Source organism: Arthrobacter sp. TMP15 (genome assembly GCF_039529835.1).
In the GTDB taxonomy this organism is placed as follows: domain Bacteria; phylum Actinomycetota; class Actinomycetes; order Actinomycetales; family Micrococcaceae; genus Specibacter.
This window is the reverse complement of the sequence record NZ_CP154262.1, coordinates 233,732-252,077: the sequence shown is the minus strand read 5'-3', so window position 1 is coordinate 252,077 and position 18,346 is coordinate 233,732. Positions and strand designations below refer to the sequence as shown.

Annotated in this window: 17 protein-coding genes and 1 tRNA gene; 9 read left to right on the top strand and 9 right to left on the bottom strand. The window is 56.7% G+C overall.

The features are described 5' to 3' along the window. Window positions 1-72 precede the first annotated feature (72 nt). On the top strand, window positions 73-531 hold the full coding sequence (gene aroQ, locus AAFM46_RS01085; RefSeq protein ID WP_283531233.1) for a type II 3-dehydroquinate dehydratase: 459 nt from the start codon (window positions 73-75) through the stop codon (window positions 529-531). A 40-nt stretch (window positions 532-571) separates the two neighbouring features. Here the strand turns inward: aroQ and AAFM46_RS01080 are convergent, their stop codons facing one another. Further along, window positions 572-1,792: a MarP family serine protease gene (locus AAFM46_RS01080; protein ID WP_343319052.1), complete on the bottom strand. Its 1,221-nt coding sequence runs from the start codon at window positions 1,790-1,792 to the stop codon at window positions 572-574. 200 nt (window positions 1,793-1,992) lie between these two features. Between AAFM46_RS01080 and AAFM46_RS01075 the strand changes: the two genes are divergently transcribed. Then, entirely contained in the window at window positions 1,993-2,670 is a 678-nt protein-coding gene (locus tag AAFM46_RS01075; protein WP_283531232.1) for a Crp/Fnr family transcriptional regulator, read from the top strand. Window positions 2,671-2,804: 134 nt separating this feature from the next. Here AAFM46_RS01075 and AAFM46_RS01070 read toward each other — a convergent pair whose 3' ends face one another. The 3 genes from AAFM46_RS01070 to AAFM46_RS01060 all read right to left on the bottom strand — a co-directional run bounded on the left by AAFM46_RS01070 (window position 2,805) and on the right by AAFM46_RS01060 (window position 5,576). Continuing rightward, window positions 2,805-3,629, bottom strand: coding sequence for a 3-oxoacyl-[acyl-carrier-protein] synthase III C-terminal domain-containing protein (locus AAFM46_RS01070; RefSeq protein ID WP_343319050.1), 825 nt, complete (start codon window positions 3,627-3,629; stop codon window positions 2,805-2,807). Between the two features lie 173 nt (window positions 3,630-3,802). Beyond that, window positions 3,803-4,519 (bottom strand): MBL fold metallo-hydrolase, encoded by a 717-nt coding sequence (locus AAFM46_RS01065; protein ID WP_343319048.1) that lies wholly within the window; start codon window positions 4,517-4,519, stop codon window positions 3,803-3,805. A 43-nt stretch (window positions 4,520-4,562) separates the two neighbouring features. Beyond that, window positions 4,563-5,576 (bottom strand): NAD(P)-dependent oxidoreductase, encoded by a 1,014-nt coding sequence (locus tag AAFM46_RS01060; protein WP_343319046.1) that lies wholly within the window; start codon window positions 5,574-5,576, stop codon window positions 4,563-4,565. 123 nt (window positions 5,577-5,699) lie between these two features. Between AAFM46_RS01060 and AAFM46_RS01055 the strand changes: the two genes are divergently transcribed. After that, complete coding sequence (locus AAFM46_RS01055) at window positions 5,700-6,938, top strand: glycosyltransferase (RefSeq protein ID WP_343319044.1); 1,239 nt, start codon at window positions 5,700-5,702, stop codon at window positions 6,936-6,938. A 22-nt stretch (window positions 6,939-6,960) separates the two neighbouring features. Here the strand turns inward: AAFM46_RS01055 and AAFM46_RS01050 are convergent, their stop codons facing one another. Genes AAFM46_RS01050 through AAFM46_RS01040 form a run of 3 tightly spaced genes read right to left on the bottom strand, consistent with a single transcriptional unit; the run spans window position 6,961 to window position 8,532 of the window. Then, the gene (locus AAFM46_RS01050; RefSeq protein ID WP_283531434.1) at window positions 6,961-7,845 is read right to left on the bottom strand and encodes an NUDIX hydrolase; all 885 of its coding nucleotides are present in this window, start codon (window positions 7,843-7,845) and stop codon (window positions 6,961-6,963) included. Window positions 7,846-7,888: 43 nt separating this feature from the next. Then, on the bottom strand, window positions 7,889-8,329 hold the full coding sequence (locus AAFM46_RS01045; RefSeq protein WP_343320312.1) for a RidA family protein: 441 nt from the start codon (window positions 8,327-8,329) through the stop codon (window positions 7,889-7,891). 47 nt (window positions 8,330-8,376) lie between these two features. Next, window positions 8,377-8,532: a hypothetical protein gene (locus AAFM46_RS01040; protein WP_233913031.1), complete on the bottom strand. Its 156-nt coding sequence runs from the start codon at window positions 8,530-8,532 to the stop codon at window positions 8,377-8,379. A 36-nt stretch (window positions 8,533-8,568) separates the two neighbouring features. Between AAFM46_RS01040 and AAFM46_RS01035 the strand changes: the two genes are divergently transcribed. The 6 genes from AAFM46_RS01035 (at window position 8,569) to AAFM46_RS01010 (ending at window position 15,892) form a co-directional block, all read left to right on the top strand. Further along, window positions 8,569-10,800 (top strand): transglycosylase domain-containing protein, encoded by a 2,232-nt coding sequence (locus tag AAFM46_RS01035; RefSeq protein WP_343319041.1) that lies wholly within the window; start codon window positions 8,569-8,571, stop codon window positions 10,798-10,800. 12 nt (window positions 10,801-10,812) lie between these two features. Beyond that, a complete protein-coding gene (locus AAFM46_RS01030; protein ID WP_283531226.1) occupies window positions 10,813-11,763 on the top strand; it encodes a metallophosphoesterase in 951 nt (316 codons plus the stop codon). A 180-nt stretch (window positions 11,764-11,943) separates the two neighbouring features. After that, window positions 11,944-12,020, top strand: a tRNA-Pro gene (locus tag AAFM46_RS01025). Between the two features lie 119 nt (window positions 12,021-12,139). Continuing rightward, window positions 12,140-12,499, top strand: a complete 360-nt coding sequence (locus AAFM46_RS01020) for a zinc ribbon domain-containing protein YjdM (protein WP_283531225.1) — start codon at window positions 12,140-12,142, stop codon at window positions 12,497-12,499. A gap of 32 nt (window positions 12,500-12,531) precedes the next feature. Then, window positions 12,532-14,538, top strand: coding sequence for a DUF6541 family protein (locus tag AAFM46_RS01015; protein WP_343319038.1), 2,007 nt, complete (start codon window positions 12,532-12,534; stop codon window positions 14,536-14,538). 112 nt (window positions 14,539-14,650) lie between these two features. Then, a complete protein-coding gene (locus tag AAFM46_RS01010) occupies window positions 14,651-15,892 on the top strand; it encodes a helix-turn-helix transcriptional regulator (RefSeq protein WP_343319036.1) in 1,242 nt (413 codons plus the stop codon). An 18-nt stretch (window positions 15,893-15,910) separates the two neighbouring features. Here AAFM46_RS01010 and AAFM46_RS01005 read toward each other — a convergent pair whose 3' ends face one another. Both AAFM46_RS01005 and purD read right to left on the bottom strand, forming a co-directional pair. Beyond that, on the bottom strand, window positions 15,911-16,861 hold the full coding sequence (locus tag AAFM46_RS01005) for a phosphoribosylaminoimidazolesuccinocarboxamide synthase (RefSeq protein WP_343319034.1): 951 nt from the start codon (window positions 16,859-16,861) through the stop codon (window positions 15,911-15,913). Window positions 16,862-16,876: 15 nt separating this feature from the next. Beyond that, the gene (gene purD / locus AAFM46_RS01000) at window positions 16,877-18,169 is read right to left on the bottom strand and encodes a phosphoribosylamine--glycine ligase (RefSeq protein WP_343319033.1); all 1,293 of its coding nucleotides are present in this window, start codon (window positions 18,167-18,169) and stop codon (window positions 16,877-16,879) included. Window positions 18,170-18,346 lie beyond the last annotated feature (177 nt).

Here is an 18,346-nt window from a genome sequence, read left to right as displayed (position 1 = left end):
GAAAATCCACAGTTTGTGATGATTTCCTGCCACTAGTGCGGGTTTGTTGCTTGTCTGAGGCATTATTAAGCCATGACCTCAACCACTGCTGCTGACCGCGGCGCTTTGCTGATCCTCAATGGACCTAACTTGAATCTGTTGGGTACCCGCGAACCACAGATCTACGGCTCAACCACACTTACCGACGTCGAAGCGCTCACCACAGAAGCGGCCGGGGCAGCAGGGTTCAGTACCATCTGCGTGCAGTCAAACCATGAGGGTGCCCTGATCGATGCAATTCATTCAGCACGCGGCACTGCCGTAGGTATTATCATCAACGCAGGCGCCTACACGCACACCTCAGTTGCGCTGCGCGACGCGATTGTCGCCGTCGAGCTCCCCGCAGTGGAAGTGCACATCTCAAACGTTCACCAACGCGAGGAATTCAGGCAGCATTCGTACCTGTCGGCGGTGTGCAGCACAGTCATTGTCGGGGCCGGAGTTCACGGTTACGTCCTGGCAGTGAGCGCTTTGGAGAAGTCGCTGCCGTAGCGCTCCGTTGCACCCAGTTAGTTCAGAATAATCCCAGCAGCTAGCCGACCCTACAGGCCCCTGAAGGAACAGCACTGTTGAGCATGGGCGCCGCTGAAATGACGGGGCCGGCTTCCTTCATTGTGAGTGCGAAGCCCACGTTCTCGGTTGTAGTGGCCTTCGCGAAGACCACACCGACCACCTGGCCCTTCGCATCAAGCAATGGTCCGCCCGAGTTGCCCGACTGAACGGTGCCGGCCAGCTGGTAGATATCCAGAAGCGACTTGGCGCCGCCGGTAATATCCGGGACAAGTACGGGGCCGGCAGACAGGACCGTTGCCGGCCGCACCTGCAAGGGTCCGCCCAAGGGATAGCCGGCAAATGCCGTGGCCGTGTTTGCCGTTACCGTGTCCGCCGCGGGTAGCGGGGCCGCAGCCAAGGAATCTACCGCGAGGATAGCCAGGTCTTGAACCGGGTTAAAGTACACCACCCGGGCAGGCAACGCACCCTGTTTTTGCGTCTGCACCACTGGCATCGACACGCCAGCAACTACGTGCGCATTTGTCAGCACCCGTTCTGGTGAAATGACGAACCCGGTTCCTGTCTGGTTTTGTCCGCACTGGAACGCCGTGCCTGAGATTTTCATGACTGACTGCGCCGCCTTATTCCATGCCGCTGTGTTCGTGTCCGCATTGGGGACTGCTATCTCAACGTTGGGTCCCGACGGGGCCAGCAACGCGGGGATGCCTTCCTCCAACACCAAGGAACGGATCTGGGCGACAGCAACTTTAACAGGATCGGGGGTCCAGGAATCGATTCTGGAAACAATCTGCGAACCGCTCAATGCTGTGGAGACGGCAGGGATACCCAAGTTGGAGACGCCAAAGGCAAGCATCGAGATAACGAGGGCACCAACAAAAAGATTCAGAGCACCACCCAACAGACGGTTGACGGCACGGATGGGTTCGGACTTAACCCTTCGTCCCATGGCTCGGCCCAAGCGGATGCCCACAGCATGACCAACAAGTATCAACACGATCGTGGCGCCGATCACCATAGCTGTTCGCCAGCTTGGACTTGGCGCGAATTGGTTGACGAGCGGCGCGGCGAAAAAGGCCGCAACGCCTCCCGCGACAAATCCGGCGAGACCGCCCAAACCAACCACGAGTCCAACGTTCAAGCCGTAGATCAATTGCCATAAAAGCCAAATGATCAGCACCGCATCCAGCCACGAGAACCCAAACACCCTTGTGCACAGCCTGTCCCGGGCAAAAGCCCACATTGCGTTTTATTGGCATCGTTATGCCCCGGATCCACATATTACCGGCCCAACCATGCCAGTGCTGACGTTTTTCGGTGTCTAATCTGCCAATATGCTGATAACGAACGCTCCGAATGCCAAATTGGTCACAAAAGCAGAAAAGTTCTGGAACAATCAGTATTAGGTCACAACTGATTAGTTACATACTGTAAGGAGTTTTCATGGACATCGAGGTACTACGCCGGGCACCATTATTTGCCACTCTCGACGATGAGGCTTTCCGCCTTGTCACCGATGAGCTGGCCGAGGTGGATCTTTCCCGCGGGGCTTCAGTGTTCCGTGAAGGCGATCAAGGCGATCAGCTGTATTTCATTGTTTCAGGCAAGGTGAAGCTAGGCCGAACATCCTCTGATGGCCGCGAATCACTGGTCGCGATCCTTGGACCAGGAGAGCTGTTCGGGGAAATGGCGCTCTTTGATCCGGCACCTCGCAGCACCACAGCTACTGCCGTGTCTGAAACTCGGCTCGCCGGTTTGAAGAATGAATCTCTTAACGCTCTGCTGCGCAACCGTCCCGAGGTGTCCATGCAGCTGCTGCAGGCTCTGGCCCGCCGTCTGCGACGCACCAATGACAACCTCTCCGATCTTGTGTTCTCCGACGTGCCTGGCCGCGTCGCCAAGGCCATCTTGGATCTAGCGGACCGGTTCGGTCGCCCGGCCACCGACGGCATCCTGGTAGCTCACGAACTGACCCAGGAAGAATTGGCCCAGCTGGTCGGCGCTTCGCGAGAGACTGTCAACAAGGCGCTGGCCGAGTTTGTTCAGCGCGGCTGGCTTCGTTTGGAAGCCCGCGCCGTTGTGATCTTGGACGTCAATCGTTTGCGCCAGCGTTCACGCTAGACACCAGGCTACCCGCCCACTTTAGGGCGCCCGCCTAGAAGAAACGGCCCGGCCACCTTAGGGTGGCCGGGCCGGAGTTATCTGCGCTGAAACCCATAATTCCTGTTTGGCGGATTGCCTTAGGTGGCATATTTTTACAGCCGGAGCACCAACGCGTTGGCGGTCAACCCGGCCGCCGTTCCAAAAAGAAGTACTGTCTGGCCCTCACGCACCCGTTCTTGCTCCATCACCTGCGCCAGCACATAGCCGACAGATGCGGAAACCATGTTTCCAATCTCGGCCACCCAGTCAATATAGCTATCCTTCGGGATTCCTATCCTCTGCATTGCCAAACCCAGGGCCGGGCTCGCCTGATGCGGGATAACAAGAGAAATATCACTTAGATCAAGACTCGAACGGGCAAGGAAATCGCCCAAGAAGTCAGGGAGTACCCGCATCATGTTCCGCAATGCTGCCCGGCCATTCATGTCAAAGAGATAATCGGCAGGGTCGGCCCCCGCATAGAGTTGAGCCGGGGAGCGGCTTAGCCCGCCTCTAATCTCGGTGTCATGGGCGTAAGCGGCCCACGTTCGTTGGGTGCTGGCCACGACTCCTTGAGAAGGGTCATCGGTGGAGGTCAGCACAAAGGCAACGGCGGCATCGGAGAACAGGGAAAAGCTTTCCTTCTGCTCCGGGTTCAGAAAACGGGAACCTACGTCCCCGGCTGTAATGAGAATGCTCTTGTATGTGCCGTCGGCAATATAACGGGAGGCAATATCCAAGGCAGTAATCATGGAAGTACAGGTGGAGTTCACATCGAAAGCCGCTGCCACCCCATGAGGTGCAATCTTTTCAAGTACCAGGGCAGCGGTGCAAGGAATAGGCTGGATGCCCGCTGCACTGGCGCCAATGACACATTCCAGCTCGTCCGCCTTGACACCGGCCCGGGCTAGAGCGTCCGCGGCTGCCGAAGTGAGCATGTCAAGCTGACTTACCCCCTCCGGAACCCGGTACCGTCTCTGATTCCCAAATTTTATTTGATTCTCCGGAAGGTACGTTCCGTATCCAGCAATACGGCAATTACGAATTCTGAGTATTCGACCAGGCTCCGTCATTGTATTTCCCCCTGTTGAGTGTTGTTGGTTCCTGCAGGTCATGAGAACAATTGCTTGCGATCTTGGGGATCATGACTGAAATATAGTTGAATTCCATTGCCTTTCATCCTTTGCACTCGCTGGACGGTTTCCTGGTATTCAACCCAGTTGTGCGTAATCGCCTTAGGCACTGCCTTCATACGCGGAACCTCCCCCATCAAGTCCTCGCCCCAGGAGGCATCCCCGGCCAGCAGGGCGCGCTCTTCAACCAGTGCACCCATGTGTCCTTGCGCATGCCCCGGCAGACCAACTAAGCGATAGCTGCCATCGCCCAGGAGGTCGAATTCACTTAATTCTGGATCAACAATCAGTTTCTGGGCTGCGCTAAACCACTGCGGCAGCAGCCCGGGAAGGAAACCTTCCTGCAGCTTGGCTTGAGAAAGCGTTGCCAGCATCGGTGTACTTAGGACAAAGGTGGTTTGAGGAAAGTACCGCGCTCCGCCAATGTGATCCGGGTGCAAGTGGGACAACACCACGTACGTGATCGAGTCCACGGATATGCCATCACGTGATAGCTGAGCGGCAATATTTTGTTCTTTTGCTAGGCGTACAGGCAGTAGCAGATTGTAAAGAAATCCCTTGATCCCGGCCCGCCAGGTTGCCGGTGCGTAGCCGGTGTCAAACAGCACGTTGCGCCCGTCTGGGTGCTGATACAGGAATACCCCAGCGGGAAAGGTTCTGCGCTCGCGTGGCGCAGAGCGCATCAGTTGTTTCATCTGATGAGTGGTGTATCCACAGGCGTAATAGCTCAGCCGTCCTTTAGGCATGTTCTCCCCCGTATCCGGTTGCAAAGGCGGCAAGTGCAGATTCAATATCCACCTGAGGCTCATAACCTAGCTGATCGCGGGCGCGCGAGATGTCCAGAGTCTGAGAATAGGCAATGGTGGAGACCATGTATCTTGTCAACGGCGGCTCGGGTGAACCCGGGACCAGCTCGAAAATATTCTCCAAGACCGCACCCAATGCGAAGAACAAGGAGGCGTTGGCCCGGCGGTAGCGTGGTGGCAGATCCAACTCCCGAAAGAGGATCTCCAGCAAGTCTTTGAAGGCCCGTGGCTGGCCGTTCGTGATGTTGTACACCTGCCCAGAAGCATCCTGAACACAAGCGGCCAGCCGCAGCGCGTACGCCACGTTCTGAACTGCTGTGAGGTCCACCAGGTTCTCCCCGCCGGCAAAAAGAGGGACACCAATCTTCCGATACGCAGAAAGTAGCCGCGGCGCAACACTTGTGTCGCCGGCACCGATGATGCCCCTCGGACGAATCATCACCAATTCCTTCACCCGTCCCAAGCCGTGAGCTTCTTGCAGAAGTGCCTCGGCTGCCACCTTGGAACGGATGTAGGAGTTTAGCGGTCGACGCCGGATAGGCTCGCTTTCCTTGATGGCAAGACGGTCCCCCCTATCCGCGTACACACTGGGGGAAGAGACAAAGACCAGACGCGGAACTGCGTTTCTTTCCATAAAGCTGACCACGTGGGCTGTGCCGGTTACGTTGTTGAGTTCAAAATCCGGCCACCGCCCCCAAGGGCTCGAAAGTGCAGCCGCGTGCACCACAACATCAACAGGTCTCCGAAGCTGCGAAAGCCCGGCAAGATCACCCACTATCGTTTGGGCGCCCATGAGCTCTAACCGCTGAAGCGCGGCAGGGTTGCGGCCATGGGCGAGCACGCGGAATCCTTGGGAGATGAATTCCTGGACTGCATATCCGCCAAGGAACCCCGTGGCTCCAGTAATCAGAACCACGGGCGGCTCACCGGAAGGATCAGTAGTCATTTGCCTATCGTAGAACCACAGAGCCAAACCACAATCCACCACGCGGACATCTGCCCATGTCCAGGTCGGCGCACTGGCGTTTGGTGTGGGGAGGAATCGCTGGGACGTCCCTATAGTTGAAACATGCACATTGCCATGGTGACCGACTATTACCTGCCAACGCTTGGCGGGGTACAGACAGCCATCAAGGCGGCAAAGGAGTCGCTGAGTCAACTGGGCCATCACGTTACTATCTTCGCCCCACTTCATACTCCTTCCACTGACCTGGATTCCCTTGACCCGGATGTGGTGGCTTTGCCTGCTTCCAAGGCGTTCAAACCGGATGGGTTTCCGTTCACGTGGCCACCTCAAAAAGCGTTTGAGGTGCTCACGGCAGCGCTCGCAGAGAGGAACGTTGATGTGGTGCATGTACATTCAGAAATTTTCGCCGCCCTTGCCGGTATAAAGGCCGCTCGGACGCTGAGTCTGCCTTTGGTGCAGAGCATGCACGGTCGCTTGGATGTCTACACAGCCAATGTTCTTCCCGTTCCCGAGATTACTACTCGCGTGCTTGCCGCAGTTCACCGACGCCACCTTGGCCATGGGTCTGCGCCGGAGCATCCCGAAGATGCTTATATGCATTCCGCGGTGGCGCGACGGATGTGGCAGCTGATGACCACCCAAGGTAATACCGCCGATGCTGTGGTGGTGCCATCAGCTCACTTTGCCGCCAAATTGGTCCGTCAAGGGCTCACGGCACCAGTTCACGTGATCTCCAACGGTCTAGAAGACTCCGTGCTAAATTCTGTGGGCACCGCCCAACCTCGCACCAAGGCTGCCCACGAGCCGCTTAAGTTGATGTGGTGTGGGCGGATCTCCCCGGAAAAACGGCCCGAAGTGTTTGTACAAGCTGTAGCCGCCGCTGGCGAGGCCGTGGTAGCCAATATTTACGGCGACGGCGCGGCTGCGGCCAAGCTCCAACGGCTCGTCAAACACCTTGGAGTGGACCATAGAGTACGGATGCACGGCAGTGTTGCACAGGAGGAAGTTCTGGCGGCCATGCAACAACACCACGCTTTTGTATCATCTTCTTATGGTTTTGATAATCAACCCATGGTGATACTTGAAGCAATGTCCTGTGGCTTACCAATTGTGCTTTCCGACCCTGATTTAGGGGAAGGGTTGCCGGTTGGCGCTTACGTAGTAGCCGCTACCCAGAGCCACCAGGATCTCGCAGCGGCATTTCGGTTGTTGATGGCCAACACAAGCACCCTGCCGTCAATGAGCACGACACTAGCTATCCCTCAACAGCGGGTTTCAGCAAGTGCACATGCAGAACTTCTCGTGGGCATCTACAGCAATCTGCTTGCAGCACGGAGCTAGCACGCTCACGCTGCAGAAGTGCCTACCGTTCCCGGCAGGGGCCACCTTCAGATGCTGGAGCCGTCGAGACTTCAAGGCTGAAATCCTCGTCGGTATCGGTGACAAGCTTCGGCTGGTACTCGTTGATGGCGCGTTTGTGGTTTAAGTAGGCAATACAGCCTCGGGCAGCAGCGATTTTTTCCAAAATTATTTCAACGCCCGGGACAACAAGTTCACCCAGAGCCAGTCCGGCCGTGGCGGGCACACCTATTTCATCGCCCAGGGCGGCGGTGGCACGGTCGCCAAGAATCTCTGCGGCACTTGCCCATCGGCCCCATACTCCCTTGCTTGTGAGCAGCGATGGTTCCTGATTCACTGGCCTTGCTGCCGCAAAATATCGTGTGTCGAATCGTCGGTGCGCGAAGTCCGGGCTCATCCAGTGGCTCAGCGGCTTGAGCAGATCGGTACGCAGGGCCAAGCCGTAGCGTTCCAGAAGTGCGGAGAATGTAGATTCCTGGGCCGCAATAGACTCACGTGCGCGCATCCAGTCTGCCCCAGAGATATTTTCCACCAGAGACGACGCGTCCGGTCCGGCAAGCAACACACCGGTCTCTTCAAACAGTTCACGGATAGCAGCCACCACGTGACGTTTGGCCAGGGAACTGTCAACAGTGCCCATGCTTTTGGCCCACGCAAGCGCCGAGGGACCCACCCAGTCGGTCACGTCGTCGTCCGCGGGATCAATGGTGCCGCCGGGAAAAGCAACTGTGCCCAGCGGTGATCCGCCGGGCCGGTACGTCAAAAACGTTTTCAACCCGGCTGGGCTGTCCTTCAACAACACCACGGATGACGCCTGCCGCGGTTTACTGGGGGTGCGCGCACCAAATTCAACCCAAGCCTGCGCAGCTTCCCGCTGATCATTGTTCAGCGGGAAGCACCGCGTACCGCCGGGTCTGAAGACGGCAGGATTATTACTGGAATTCGGCAATCAGCTCAACCTCAACGGGGGAATCCAATGGCAAAACGGAAACCCCAACAGCGGAGCGTGCGTGCACGCCTGCCTCGCCAAATATTTCACCGAGCAGTTCCGAGGCACCGTTAACAACACCCGGCTGACCGGTGAAAGACGGATCCGAGGCAACAAAGCCCACAACTTTCACGATCCGGATCACACGGTCAAGGTCACCAATGACACTTTTAACTGCCGCAATGGCGTTGATAGCGGCAGTTGCGGCCATGGAGTTTGCGTCCTCAGCGGAAACCTCGGCGCCCACCTTGCCGGTAGCTGTGAGTTTGCCATCAATAAATGGCAGCTGGCCTGAGGTATAAACGTGCTTGCCTGAGACCACGGCCGGCACATAGGCCGCCACCGGGGCGGCCACGGCAGGAAGGCTTAAGCCAAGCTCCGCCATGCGCGCTTCAATACGTGAAGTTCCTTGATCTGATGCGGTATTCAAGACTAAGCCTTCTCTCGTTTCAAATACGCAACAAGGCCTTTGCCATCCGGGCCAGGAACAACTTGGACCAGCTCCCAGCCCTCGTCACCCCACTGGTCAAGAATCGCCTTGGTGGCATGGATAATCAGCGGAATCGTAGAGTACTCCCATTTGGTCATACTTCAAAGCGTAGCCCCTGCAGCTAAGCTGAGAAAATGGCAGCAAAAAAACACCCTATTTTCGATACCGCCACAACTCTGGGCAAACTGGTCGCCTTCATGGGCATTAGCTCTATTTGTGGTGTCCTTGTGGCAGGACTCATGGTCCCGGCAGTAGCCCTGGCAGGCGGCACGGCGTCCTCATCGATCACATTCTTCGATGACCTTCCCGATGAGATGGCCATCGGCACTCCTGCCTTGTCATCGAAGATTCTGGCCTCAGACGGCTCGTTACTTGCCACTTTCTACGATCAAAACCGGACAGAGGTGGGGTTGGATAGCATCTCCGACTTCATGAAGGATGCAATCGTCGCCGTTGAGGACGCTCGCTACTACGAGCATGGTGGCATCGACACTCGCGGCCTGATGCGTGCTGTAACTGCCATGGCCAGAGGCGGTGACCGCCAAGGCGCCTCCACCATCACACAGCAATACGTGAACAACGTAATTATTCAGACATTCGCGGCCAACGGTGAACTGGAGAAGGTCAAACAAGGTGGGGACAAGAAAGTCGGGGACAAAGTCCGCGAAATTAAGCTCGCCATTGCTGTGGACAAAAAATATTCCAAGGATGAGATTCTTCAGGGTTATTTGAACTGGGTGTTTTTTGCCAACAACAACTACGGCATTGAATCGGCGTCCAACTTCTACTTTGGTGCCCATGCCAAGGACTTGAACTTGCCTCAGGCTGCGTTACTTGCAGGTGTGGTTAACCGGCCCAGTTATTACGATCCTCTGGTCAATCCCGAGAACGCTATTTCACGCCGAAACATGGTTTTGGATCATATGCTGGATCAGGGAAAAATTGATAAAAAGCAGCACGAAGAGGCCGTGGCCACGGACATTGGGCTCAATGTCCAACCCAATCAACGGGGCTGCACTACGGCGGTCCGTGCAGAGTACTTCTGCGAGTACGTCACTCATCTTTTCGTCAACGACCCTAGCTACGGAAAAACTGTGGAAGCACGGCAAAAACTGCTGCTGCAGGGTGGATTGACCATCACCACCACACTGGATGCCGGTCTGCAGGATGCGGCCCAAACCCAACTGCAAAACTTCACGCCAATGGATAACAACCCGGATAAAGTTGGTCAATCGCTGGTGACGGTCCAGCCAGCCAGTGGAAAGATTTTGGCAATGGCGCAAAACACCAAGTTGGCAGCACCGGAAGGACAGTGGAAGACCGACTACAACTTCAATGTTGATCGTGTTGATACCAAAGGCAATTCCCTCGGTGGCTCCGGTGGTTTCGATGTGGGCTCAACCATTAAGCCATTCACCTTTGCCGAATGGCTTAACTCCGGGCACAAGATCAACGACTCTGTGAATGCCGCGGTGCGCCGGTACCCGGCCTCCCACCAATGGAATAACTCCTGTGGGGCAACCGGAGGTATCTACGATTCCAGTAATCCGGAAGCCGCCGACGATCTCCAGAACGCGACTGAGGGCTATTACCGGACCGTGACGGCTCGGGAGGGCTTGTACAACTCCCTAAACACTGCCACGTTCGCCAGCGCTGACAAACTGGATGTCTGTAACATTCAGAAAATGATGACGGCAACCGGCATTCACTTGGGAGAAGACCCCAATAAGCCATACAACGTTGACTACATCAGCAGCCTGCTGGGTAGTGGCGAGGTTGCACCCCTGACCATGGCAGCCTCATTTGCCACCTTCGCCGCAGGTGGGATTCACTGCGACCCCATCGCGTTGATTTCCATCAAAAATGCGAAAGATGAACCACTTCCCGTGCCCAGCGCCAACTGCAATCAATCGATCAAGCCAGAAGTTGCTGCGGGTGTGAACAACGTGCTCCAGGAGGTCCTGGTTCGTGGCTCCGGCTACCAGCTGGGCTTGCAGTACCCGGCAGCAGCCAAGACGGGAACAACCAATGACTCCCAACACACGTGGACCATTGGTTTCACCCGCGGTTTGGCCACGGCCTCATGGCTGGGTAGCCCGGAGGATAAGAACGCATCCAACAACGGCAAACTGATCGCCAACCAGCGCATCGACTACGTTGACGGCGCAACCTACGCTGGGAAGGCCTGGCAGGGTTACATGAACCAGATCGCGGGGTTCTTTGATGTCAATGGCTTTGACCTCCCACCAGCCAGCATGGTCAACGCGCCGGTGATAATTCCGCCCAAGCCCAAGGATTCTGACAAGCCCAAGGACGGCGACGATAAAGGCAATAACAAACCTGACGATAAAGACAAGAAAGAGTAGAGCGTCGCCCTGATGTCACGAACGTACGCAGCCCCGTCCCGCTTATCCACATTCAGTGCGGCGGCGGGGGTTGTCTTGGCCGCTGGTGCCGGCGCTGTGGCGTACGGTGCCTTAATTGAACGGCATTGGTTTGCACTCCGGGAAGAATCTTTGGCCATTCTCCCGCCCGGTTCGGCGCCCTTTACTGTGCTGCATCTTTCTGACATCCACTTATCCCCGGGCCAGCACAAGAAGACCCGGTGGCTCAGGGAGTTGGCCTCGTTGCAGCCGGATCTTGTGGTCAACACCGGCGATAACCTTAGCCACCCGGATGCGATTGCTCCGCTTTTGGATGCCCTCGGTCCGCTAATGAAGTTCCCGGGGGTTTTTGTACCGGGCTCAAACGACTATTTTGCCCCTAGTTTCAAAAACCCTTTCTCCTATCTAACAGGTCCCTCTAAGCACCCATCCGGGACCAGGCACCATCCCATCCCGCTGGACACGCAGGCACTGCACACGGGCTTTGGGCTTGGTGGTTGGGTCGATCTGACAAACCGTGCCCAATCCCTTCCGATGAACGGCATTCGCTTCGATTTCAGCGGCGTTGACGATCCACATCTAAACCGGGAGCGTTACGCCGGTTGGCCGCAGGGTTCAATCAACCAAGATTCCGCCCCGCACGTGAAAATCGCTGTGGCGCATGCCCCGTATCAGCGTGTTCTTGACCATTTCACTCAAGAGGGCGCGGATTTGATCCTTGCTGGCCATACCCATGGCGGCCAGGTCTGCATTCCCGGCTACGGGGCACTTGTCAGTAATTGCGACTTGCCTACGTGGCGAGCTCGGGGCCTCAATGACTGGGAGGCCTATGGACGTACGACGCCGGTGAACGTCTCCGCAGGGATAGGCACCGCACGCACTGCCCCCTTCCGCTTCGCGTGCAGGCCTGAAGCTGTTGTGTTGACTCTCACGGCTCGACGCTAGGAACCTAAGAACCTAAGGAAACAGGCAGTTTGGTCAGTTCGTATTCACGTGTTTCCTTGACCTAATACCTCGTAATCTACGAGTCAGGGGCACGCCACGATTTCGTGATCATGGCCCCTGTCCGCTAGTCTTGAGTGGTTGCTTTTTCAGACCTTCGCAGGTTAGGTGAAAGCTACGGATCGGGGTGTGGCGCAGCTTGGTAGCGCGCGTCGTTCGGGACGACGAGGCCGCAGGTTCAAATCCTGTCACCCCGACCAGATTAAATAGCAGCGGCATCCATTGGATGTCGCTGTTTTTTATTCCGTACGTTTCTCAGGGCTTTAGTGCAGGCTGGTGGCTCCAAGACTAAAATGGGGATGCGGCTAAGATGGAGGCCATGAGTGAGACCCTTTCTCCGTGCCCCGTTTGCGCCTGTGAATACACCTACCAGATGGGCGAATTATTGGTTTGCCCAGAATGTGCACATGAATTTGTGCCGGTCCAAGCACCTGATGCGGCGCACGACGCGTTGGTTCAGGCGGTAGTTAAGGACGCTGTGGGAAATGTCTTGAACGACGGCGACACTGTGAGCATCGTGAAAACGATGAAGATTAAGGGTAGCCCGCAAGATTTGAAAATTGGTACCAAAGTTCGCAATATCCGCCTTATAGACCCCGTCAATGGGCATGACATTGACGCCAAGGTCGACGGCTTCGGCGCCATGAAACTTAAATCCAGTGTGGTCAAAAAGGCCTGACCCGGCCCAACAATCTAAGACAGGATGTTTGGGTGAGTTCATGGTTTGAAGCGCTGCCAGCTTTCATTGTGGCGTTGTTTATACTCACCCTGCCCGGCGCGGCTGTGCTGGCAACGTTGCGTGTACGCTCTTTGATGGCCTTTTGTCTGGCCCCTGCAGTATCTGTTTCGATTGTGGCTGTCAGCGCCATAGTTGCCCCCTTGATCCATCTGCCATGGCACATCCCGGTGGTGCTACTGGGGACGCTAGTTACGGCCGCGACAGCTGCTTCTGCACGGTACTTCATCCCGGCCCTAAAAATTGCGTTACCCCTGCGCAAGGAAAAGTTCAGGGCAAGCATCCTCCCAATGCTGGCGGGAGTCTTGCTGGCACTGGCAATGACAACGACATTGTTGGTCTTGGTTGCCCAAAATCCTGAACAGTTCACCCAAGGCTACGACTCGGTATTCCACCTGAACGCCACAGCGTTTGCCGTGGAAACATCCAACGCCTCCTCCTTCGCCCTCTCAAGCTTCATTCTTCCCACAGTTAAAGCCGCCTTCTACCCTGGCGCATGGCACGGTCTCACCAGTCTGCTTGCCATCCTCACCGGCATCAGCATTCCCGCTGCCACCAACATCATGTGGCTAGCAGTGGCCGGTTTTGTATGGCCGCTAAGTTGCGTGTTCCTCACGCGTGTGTTGTTCGGCGGCAAAGCTATGCTGCTCGTCTGCGCAGGTGCTTTTGCCGCAGCTTTTCCTGCTTTCCCGTGGCTTTTAGTGCAGTACGGCTCCGCCTATCCAAATGCTCTGTCCAACGCACTGGTACCTGTGGGGATCGGGTTGGTGTTGCTGATCCTGCGACCCACCGTCCATTCGGGCCTGAACCCTGCACAAGCGTTGGCTGTCGTGGCACTGTTCCTGCCTGGTGCAATCACAGCCCAGCCCAACGGCGTGTTCAGCGTCCTGCTGGTGCTAACACCCCTGTTGGGCTATTTGCTGTATTCCTGGATACGCACCGCTTTTGGCCGCAGCTCCTTCCATGGCTGGAAGCGGTTGGGTTTCTTTGTGATGGTGACAGCTGCCGTTTTAGCCGCGTTGTATACGCTTCCCCAAATTCGTAGTCTGTTCAATTACACAAGCCCAGCGTTTTTGTCCTTCCCGCTGGCGCTGATCCGCAATTTCACCCACGCTCCGGCGCCCATCTGGTTTCCGGCGTTGGCCTTGAGCGCATTGGTTCTCATAGGTGTGCGCGCCGGTTTTCATCTCACTGGATTGCGCTGGTTGCCGGCCTCTTTGGTGCTGCTAATTCTCACTTATCCACTATCAGCCGGCACAAACTTTGTGCTGGCGAACATCGCGATGGCTCCCTGGTGGGACAATCCGGAACGAATTGCTGCGCTGATGCCCCTGCTGGCGGTGCCACTGGCGGCCCTTGGCATGGTCACGCTTTCTGGCTGGTTTAGCCACCGTTTCCCAAAGATCTTTTCCGGTTCGGCCCTGTGGCAGCGCAAAGGCAAGACGGCGGCGGTGGCAGCGCTCGTCGTCGTACTGACTTTCACTAACCCGGGACTGTGGCAGATGAAAGAGCAGGTGGGCATTATGTATAACGTCCCTGCGAGTCCTAACGGGCTGGCGCAGGTGGATGCCCAGGAGCTTGCGTTGATCCACCGGCTCGGGAACTACACCACCAAGGATGATGTGATTGCCAATAATCCTTATAACGGCTCAGCTCTTGCCATGGCGCTGGCAGAGCGGACAATGCTCTTTCCTTATAGTTCCCAAGGCGATCTAAGTCCGGACTTGTACATGCTGCGGTTTTGGCTCAACCGCATCGGTACTGATCAAGAGGTTTGTGCGGCTGCAAAACGGCTGGGTGTGACATACCTCCTTGATTTTGGCACGGACTATATTCCAGCGTTTAATAACCCCCGATCCCTCTACCCGGGTGTGACTCTGGCACCAGATTCGGCGGCCTTTTCCTTGGTGGCCAGTGAGGGCCATGCCAAGCTGTACAGGCTGACCAAGTGTGGCGGCGTCTCGATCTCCGAAAAGCCCTAGGTGCTTCCCCAACCCTCTTTGACAGATTCTGTTAGGTTTTAGGCTAGACATGGTTCATCTGGCCTTAGGGTTGAGCCAACAGTGTGGTGAAACCCAAGCAAGGAGCAATAGAGTGGGCAGCAGTTTTGGTGACCGGCTGAAACAAGAACGCTTATCTCGGAGCCTGACTCAAGGCGAACTTGGCGGCGAACTTTATTCAGCGAGCTATATTTCACTCCTTGAAAGCGCCCGCCGCGAGCCTACAACGGACATCATCCGGGAGCTCGCACGCCAACTCCAACTCACACCTTGCACAGTTGCGGAGTGGGCAGAAACCGCCTCCCCGGAAGAAAGCGAATACCTCAGACTTTCCCTTAGTGCCCGGCAAAGTTGGGACACCCGTGATTACGTCGGTGCGGCAAATAGTGCCCAGTACGCCGCAAACCTTGCACGCGCCAGCAAAGACCCAGTCACATGGTGGGATATGACCTTTTTGGCAGCTAACTCGCTGCGTCAAAATGGGGACTACAGTGGCGCGTGCGAAGTCCTGCAATCACTGTTGGAGCACTCCCTCACCCGGGAAAACGATGCTCTCTCGCTGCGCGCCCATCAAGTCATGGCAGCGGCAATGCTTGACGCAGGTTCTTTGCAGGACTCGATTATCCACGCAACCCAGGCTGTTGAAATTGGCTCCGGCGATAGTGCCGAAGAGTTTAGCGCGTACCTGATGGCGCTACAGACACTTGTTGGCGCCCTTGCTGAGTCCGGCCGCCTCGACGAGGCCTGGACACATACCCTAACTCTTGCCGAAGCTGTCAATGAGGAGACCTCTGCGCAGATAGCGGGAGAAATTCATTGGGTCATCGGCAACGTGGCGTTCATTCGTCAAGACACTCGCGCAGGACTCAAACATCACGCCAAGGCGAGCCACCTTCTTTCCCCTTCTGTGGATCTTTCTCGTTGGGCCCAGTTCAACAAAGCAACAGCCTGGGTGCGGCTAACAGCAGGAGTCGTGGAACCAGCCACGCTGCAAGCCATTGAACGCAGCGAGCTGGCCCACTCAATAGTTGGTGCCACGACGGCTGAAAACTTAGAAATCTTGCTTTTGCGTGCCCGCTGGAATTATCTCAACGGGGACTTTCCCCAGGCTTTAGAACTTTTGGGGCTCATTGAAGCGCAGAAGACCGAGCTTGCTCCTCACATTGCCGGGGACAGCGCTTTGGTATTGGGCAATGTTTTGCAGGCATCGGGCCGTCTCCAAGAGGCCCTTGGTGCATATCGGGATGCTCAGGATAGGTATGTCCGGGCTGGCGCACTTGATCGTGCAGCCGTGGCTCGGGACCATGCCGCCCAGATTGCTACCGACCGTACCTAAACCACTTCGCGCGTGCGGCTAAATAAAAGTGCTGCCCGTCAACCGCTCAAAGGCTTCAATGTACCGTGCACGGGTACGCTCCACAACCTCTGCCGGGAGTGCTGGGGGCTCAGTGTCTGAGGATCGGTCCCAACCTGACTCCGGGCTAGCCAGCCAGTCACGCACGTATTGTTTGTCAAAGCTTGGTTGAGCCTGACCGGGAGCCCACAGCTCGGCATCCCAGAAGCGTGAGGAATCAGGTGTTAGCACTTCATCGCCTAAGGTGATGGCTCCGCTAGCAGGATCGGTGCCGAACTCAACCTTCGTGTCAGCTAAGATGATGCCGCGTTCCCGGGCCACTTCCTCTGCACGTGAATAAATTTCCAAAGTTAGCTTCCGCAAAGCTTCTGCAGCCGGAGCGCCAACAGAGCCCACCATGGTTTCAAAGGAGATGTTTTCATCGTGTTCACCCACTTCGGCCTTTGCTGAAGGGGTGAAGATGGCTTCTTTCAACCGTGAACCATCCAGCAGACCAGCAGGCAGTGGCAGGCTGCAGACCGTTTGTGAGGCACGGTATTCAAGCAGCCCGGAACCCGTGAGATAGCCGCGGGAAATGCACTCGATGGGGAACATTTGAAGTTTCTTGCACACCATTGCCCGGCCCGCCACTTCGGCGGGCACACCATCGGCAACAGTGGTTGCCAGCAGGTGGTTTGGCACGTTCAGCTGCTCAAACCACCACAGGCTCAGCCCTGTCAGAATTCTTCCCTTATCGGGGATTTCGGTGGCTAAGATATGATCGAATGCGCTGATTCGATCGCTAGCGACCACTAGAACAACGTCGTCACGACCTGCGAACGGAGTGCTAACAGAGTCTCCAGCAGAGTCCTGCTCGGGGCCCGCTGCTGGCACATACAGCTCACGGACTTTGCCCGAGTATACGTGTGTCCAACCAGCTAGAAGTGGTGCTGCCGGGATTGCTGAATTCATGGTGCGCCTTGGTCCTTATCCATGAGTGGCGGGGTCCGCCACGGTAATTTCGCCACGGGCAGCCTTCGCCGCAATGTCTGTGCGATACTGTCCGCCTTCGAGGGATATCTGCTCTATGCCGGCATACGCTCGCTCCCGAGCATCCTGCAGGTCAACGCCCAATCCGACAACTGCCAGTACGCGACCGCCAGTGCTGACAGTGTTCTCCTCCTGGTCAGTACCGGTACCCGCATGCAGAACATGGACGCCGTCGAGCCTGTTTGCCTTCTTCAAGCCGCGGATCTTCTCACCTGTGCGGGGGTTCTCTGGATAGTTTTCGCTGGCAAGTACCACGGCGACGGCGGTCTCTGGTGCCCAGCGCAGTTCCTCGATCTCATCTAACTGCCCCCTAGCAGCAGCCATCAGCACCCCGCCGAGCGGTGTTTTTAAACGGGCTAACACTGCCTGCGTCTCAGGGTCGCCAAAGCGGGCGTTAAATTCGATAACGCGGGTTCCCCGACTGGTCAGCGCCAAGCCGCAGTACAAAACACCCGTGAAAGGTGTCCCGCGGTGGGCCATAGCGTCGATAGTTGGCTGGGCCACGCGATCAATAACTTCCTGCACAAGACCTGCCGGCGCCCACTCAAGCGGAGAGTAAGCACCCATACCTCCGGTGTTCGGGCCCTCATCACCGTCAAAAATACGTTTGAAGTCCTGGGCCGGAGCCAGCGGGACTACGCTGCGTCCGTCGGCAAGAACAAAGAGGGAAACCTCCGGACCATCAAGAAATTCCTCAATGACAACCGTCCCACCCACGGTGAAGCAGGACTTCGCATGAGCCAGGGCCTCGGCGCGATCATTGGTGACAACAACGCCCTTACCTGCGGCCAATCCATCATCTTTGACCACATACGGGGCGCCAAAGGTATCGAGGGCATCAGCGGCCTCCGCCGCGTTGACGGCAACCATTGCCATTGCCGTAGGCACCTGAGCTTCTGCCATCACCTTTTTTGCAAAAGCCTTGGACGCTTCTAGCTGCGCCGCTTCCTTACTGGGACCAAATACGAGAATTCCGGCTTCCCGCACCGCATCGGCCACTCCGGCAGCCAGCGGAGCCTCGGGCCCCACAACAACCAAATCACTTCCAAGCCTGACAGCAAGAGCGGCAACCGCGACGGGATCGCAGGTGTCGAGCTGATGGGTAGGAACTATTGCAGCAATCCCGGCGTTGCCTGGTGCAGCATGGACCTCGCTGACGTTGGGGTCGCTGAGCAACGAGCGGACAATGGCGTGTTCGCGGCCTCCGGGGCCAATGACTAAAACCTTCACGATCCTAGGGTACTTGGCTTCAGCGTTGAGGCCGCAAAATGACGCTGGTCCAGCGGGGCACAGTTACCAACGGGCTTATCTACCGGGTTGTCTTCGAGTTGCGCGCGGCAGCGTTATGAGTCACCTCTGGCCACACACTCACGCGCAAACGTCACTGGTGAGTTCTGCCATCTGCGC

Excerpts from the sequence above, each read along its gene's own strand:
- AAFM46_RS01035 (WP_343319041.1), top strand. The coding sequence starts at position 8,569 with ATGGCAGCAAAAAAACACCCTATTTTCGATACCGCCACAACTCTGGGC.
- AAFM46_RS01065 (WP_343319048.1), bottom strand. The coding sequence starts at position 4,519 with ATGAAACAACTGATGCGCTCTGCGCCACGCGAGCGCAGAACCTTTCCC.
- AAFM46_RS01040 (WP_233913031.1), bottom strand. The coding sequence starts at position 8,532 with ATGACCAAATGGGAGTACTCTACGATTCCGCTGATTATCCATGCCACC.
- AAFM46_RS01075 (WP_283531232.1), top strand. The coding sequence starts at position 1,993 with ATGGACATCGAGGTACTACGCCGGGCACCATTATTTGCCACTCTCGAC.
- AAFM46_RS01055 (WP_343319044.1), top strand. The coding sequence starts at position 5,700 with ATGCACATTGCCATGGTGACCGACTATTACCTGCCAACGCTTGGCGGG.
- AAFM46_RS01045 (WP_343320312.1), bottom strand. The coding sequence starts at position 8,329 with ATGGCGGAGCTTGGCTTAAGCCTTCCTGCCGTGGCCGCCCCGGTGGCG.
- AAFM46_RS01030 (WP_283531226.1), top strand. The coding sequence starts at position 10,813 with ATGTCACGAACGTACGCAGCCCCGTCCCGCTTATCCACATTCAGTGCG.
- AAFM46_RS01060 (WP_343319046.1), bottom strand. The coding sequence starts at position 5,576 with ATGACTACTGATCCTTCCGGTGAGCCGCCCGTGGTTCTGATTACTGGA.
- aroQ (WP_283531233.1), top strand. The coding sequence starts at position 73 with ATGACCTCAACCACTGCTGCTGACCGCGGCGCTTTGCTGATCCTCAAT.
- AAFM46_RS01080 (WP_343319052.1), bottom strand. The coding sequence starts at position 1,792 with ATGTGGGCTTTTGCCCGGGACAGGCTGTGCACAAGGGTGTTTGGGTTC.
- AAFM46_RS01070 (WP_343319050.1), bottom strand. The coding sequence starts at position 3,629 with ATGCTCACTTCGGCAGCCGCGGACGCTCTAGCCCGGGCCGGTGTCAAG.
- AAFM46_RS01020 (WP_283531225.1), top strand. The coding sequence starts at position 12,140 with ATGAGTGAGACCCTTTCTCCGTGCCCCGTTTGCGCCTGTGAATACACC.
- AAFM46_RS01005 (WP_343319034.1), bottom strand. The coding sequence starts at position 16,861 with ATGAATTCAGCAATCCCGGCAGCACCACTTCTAGCTGGTTGGACACAC.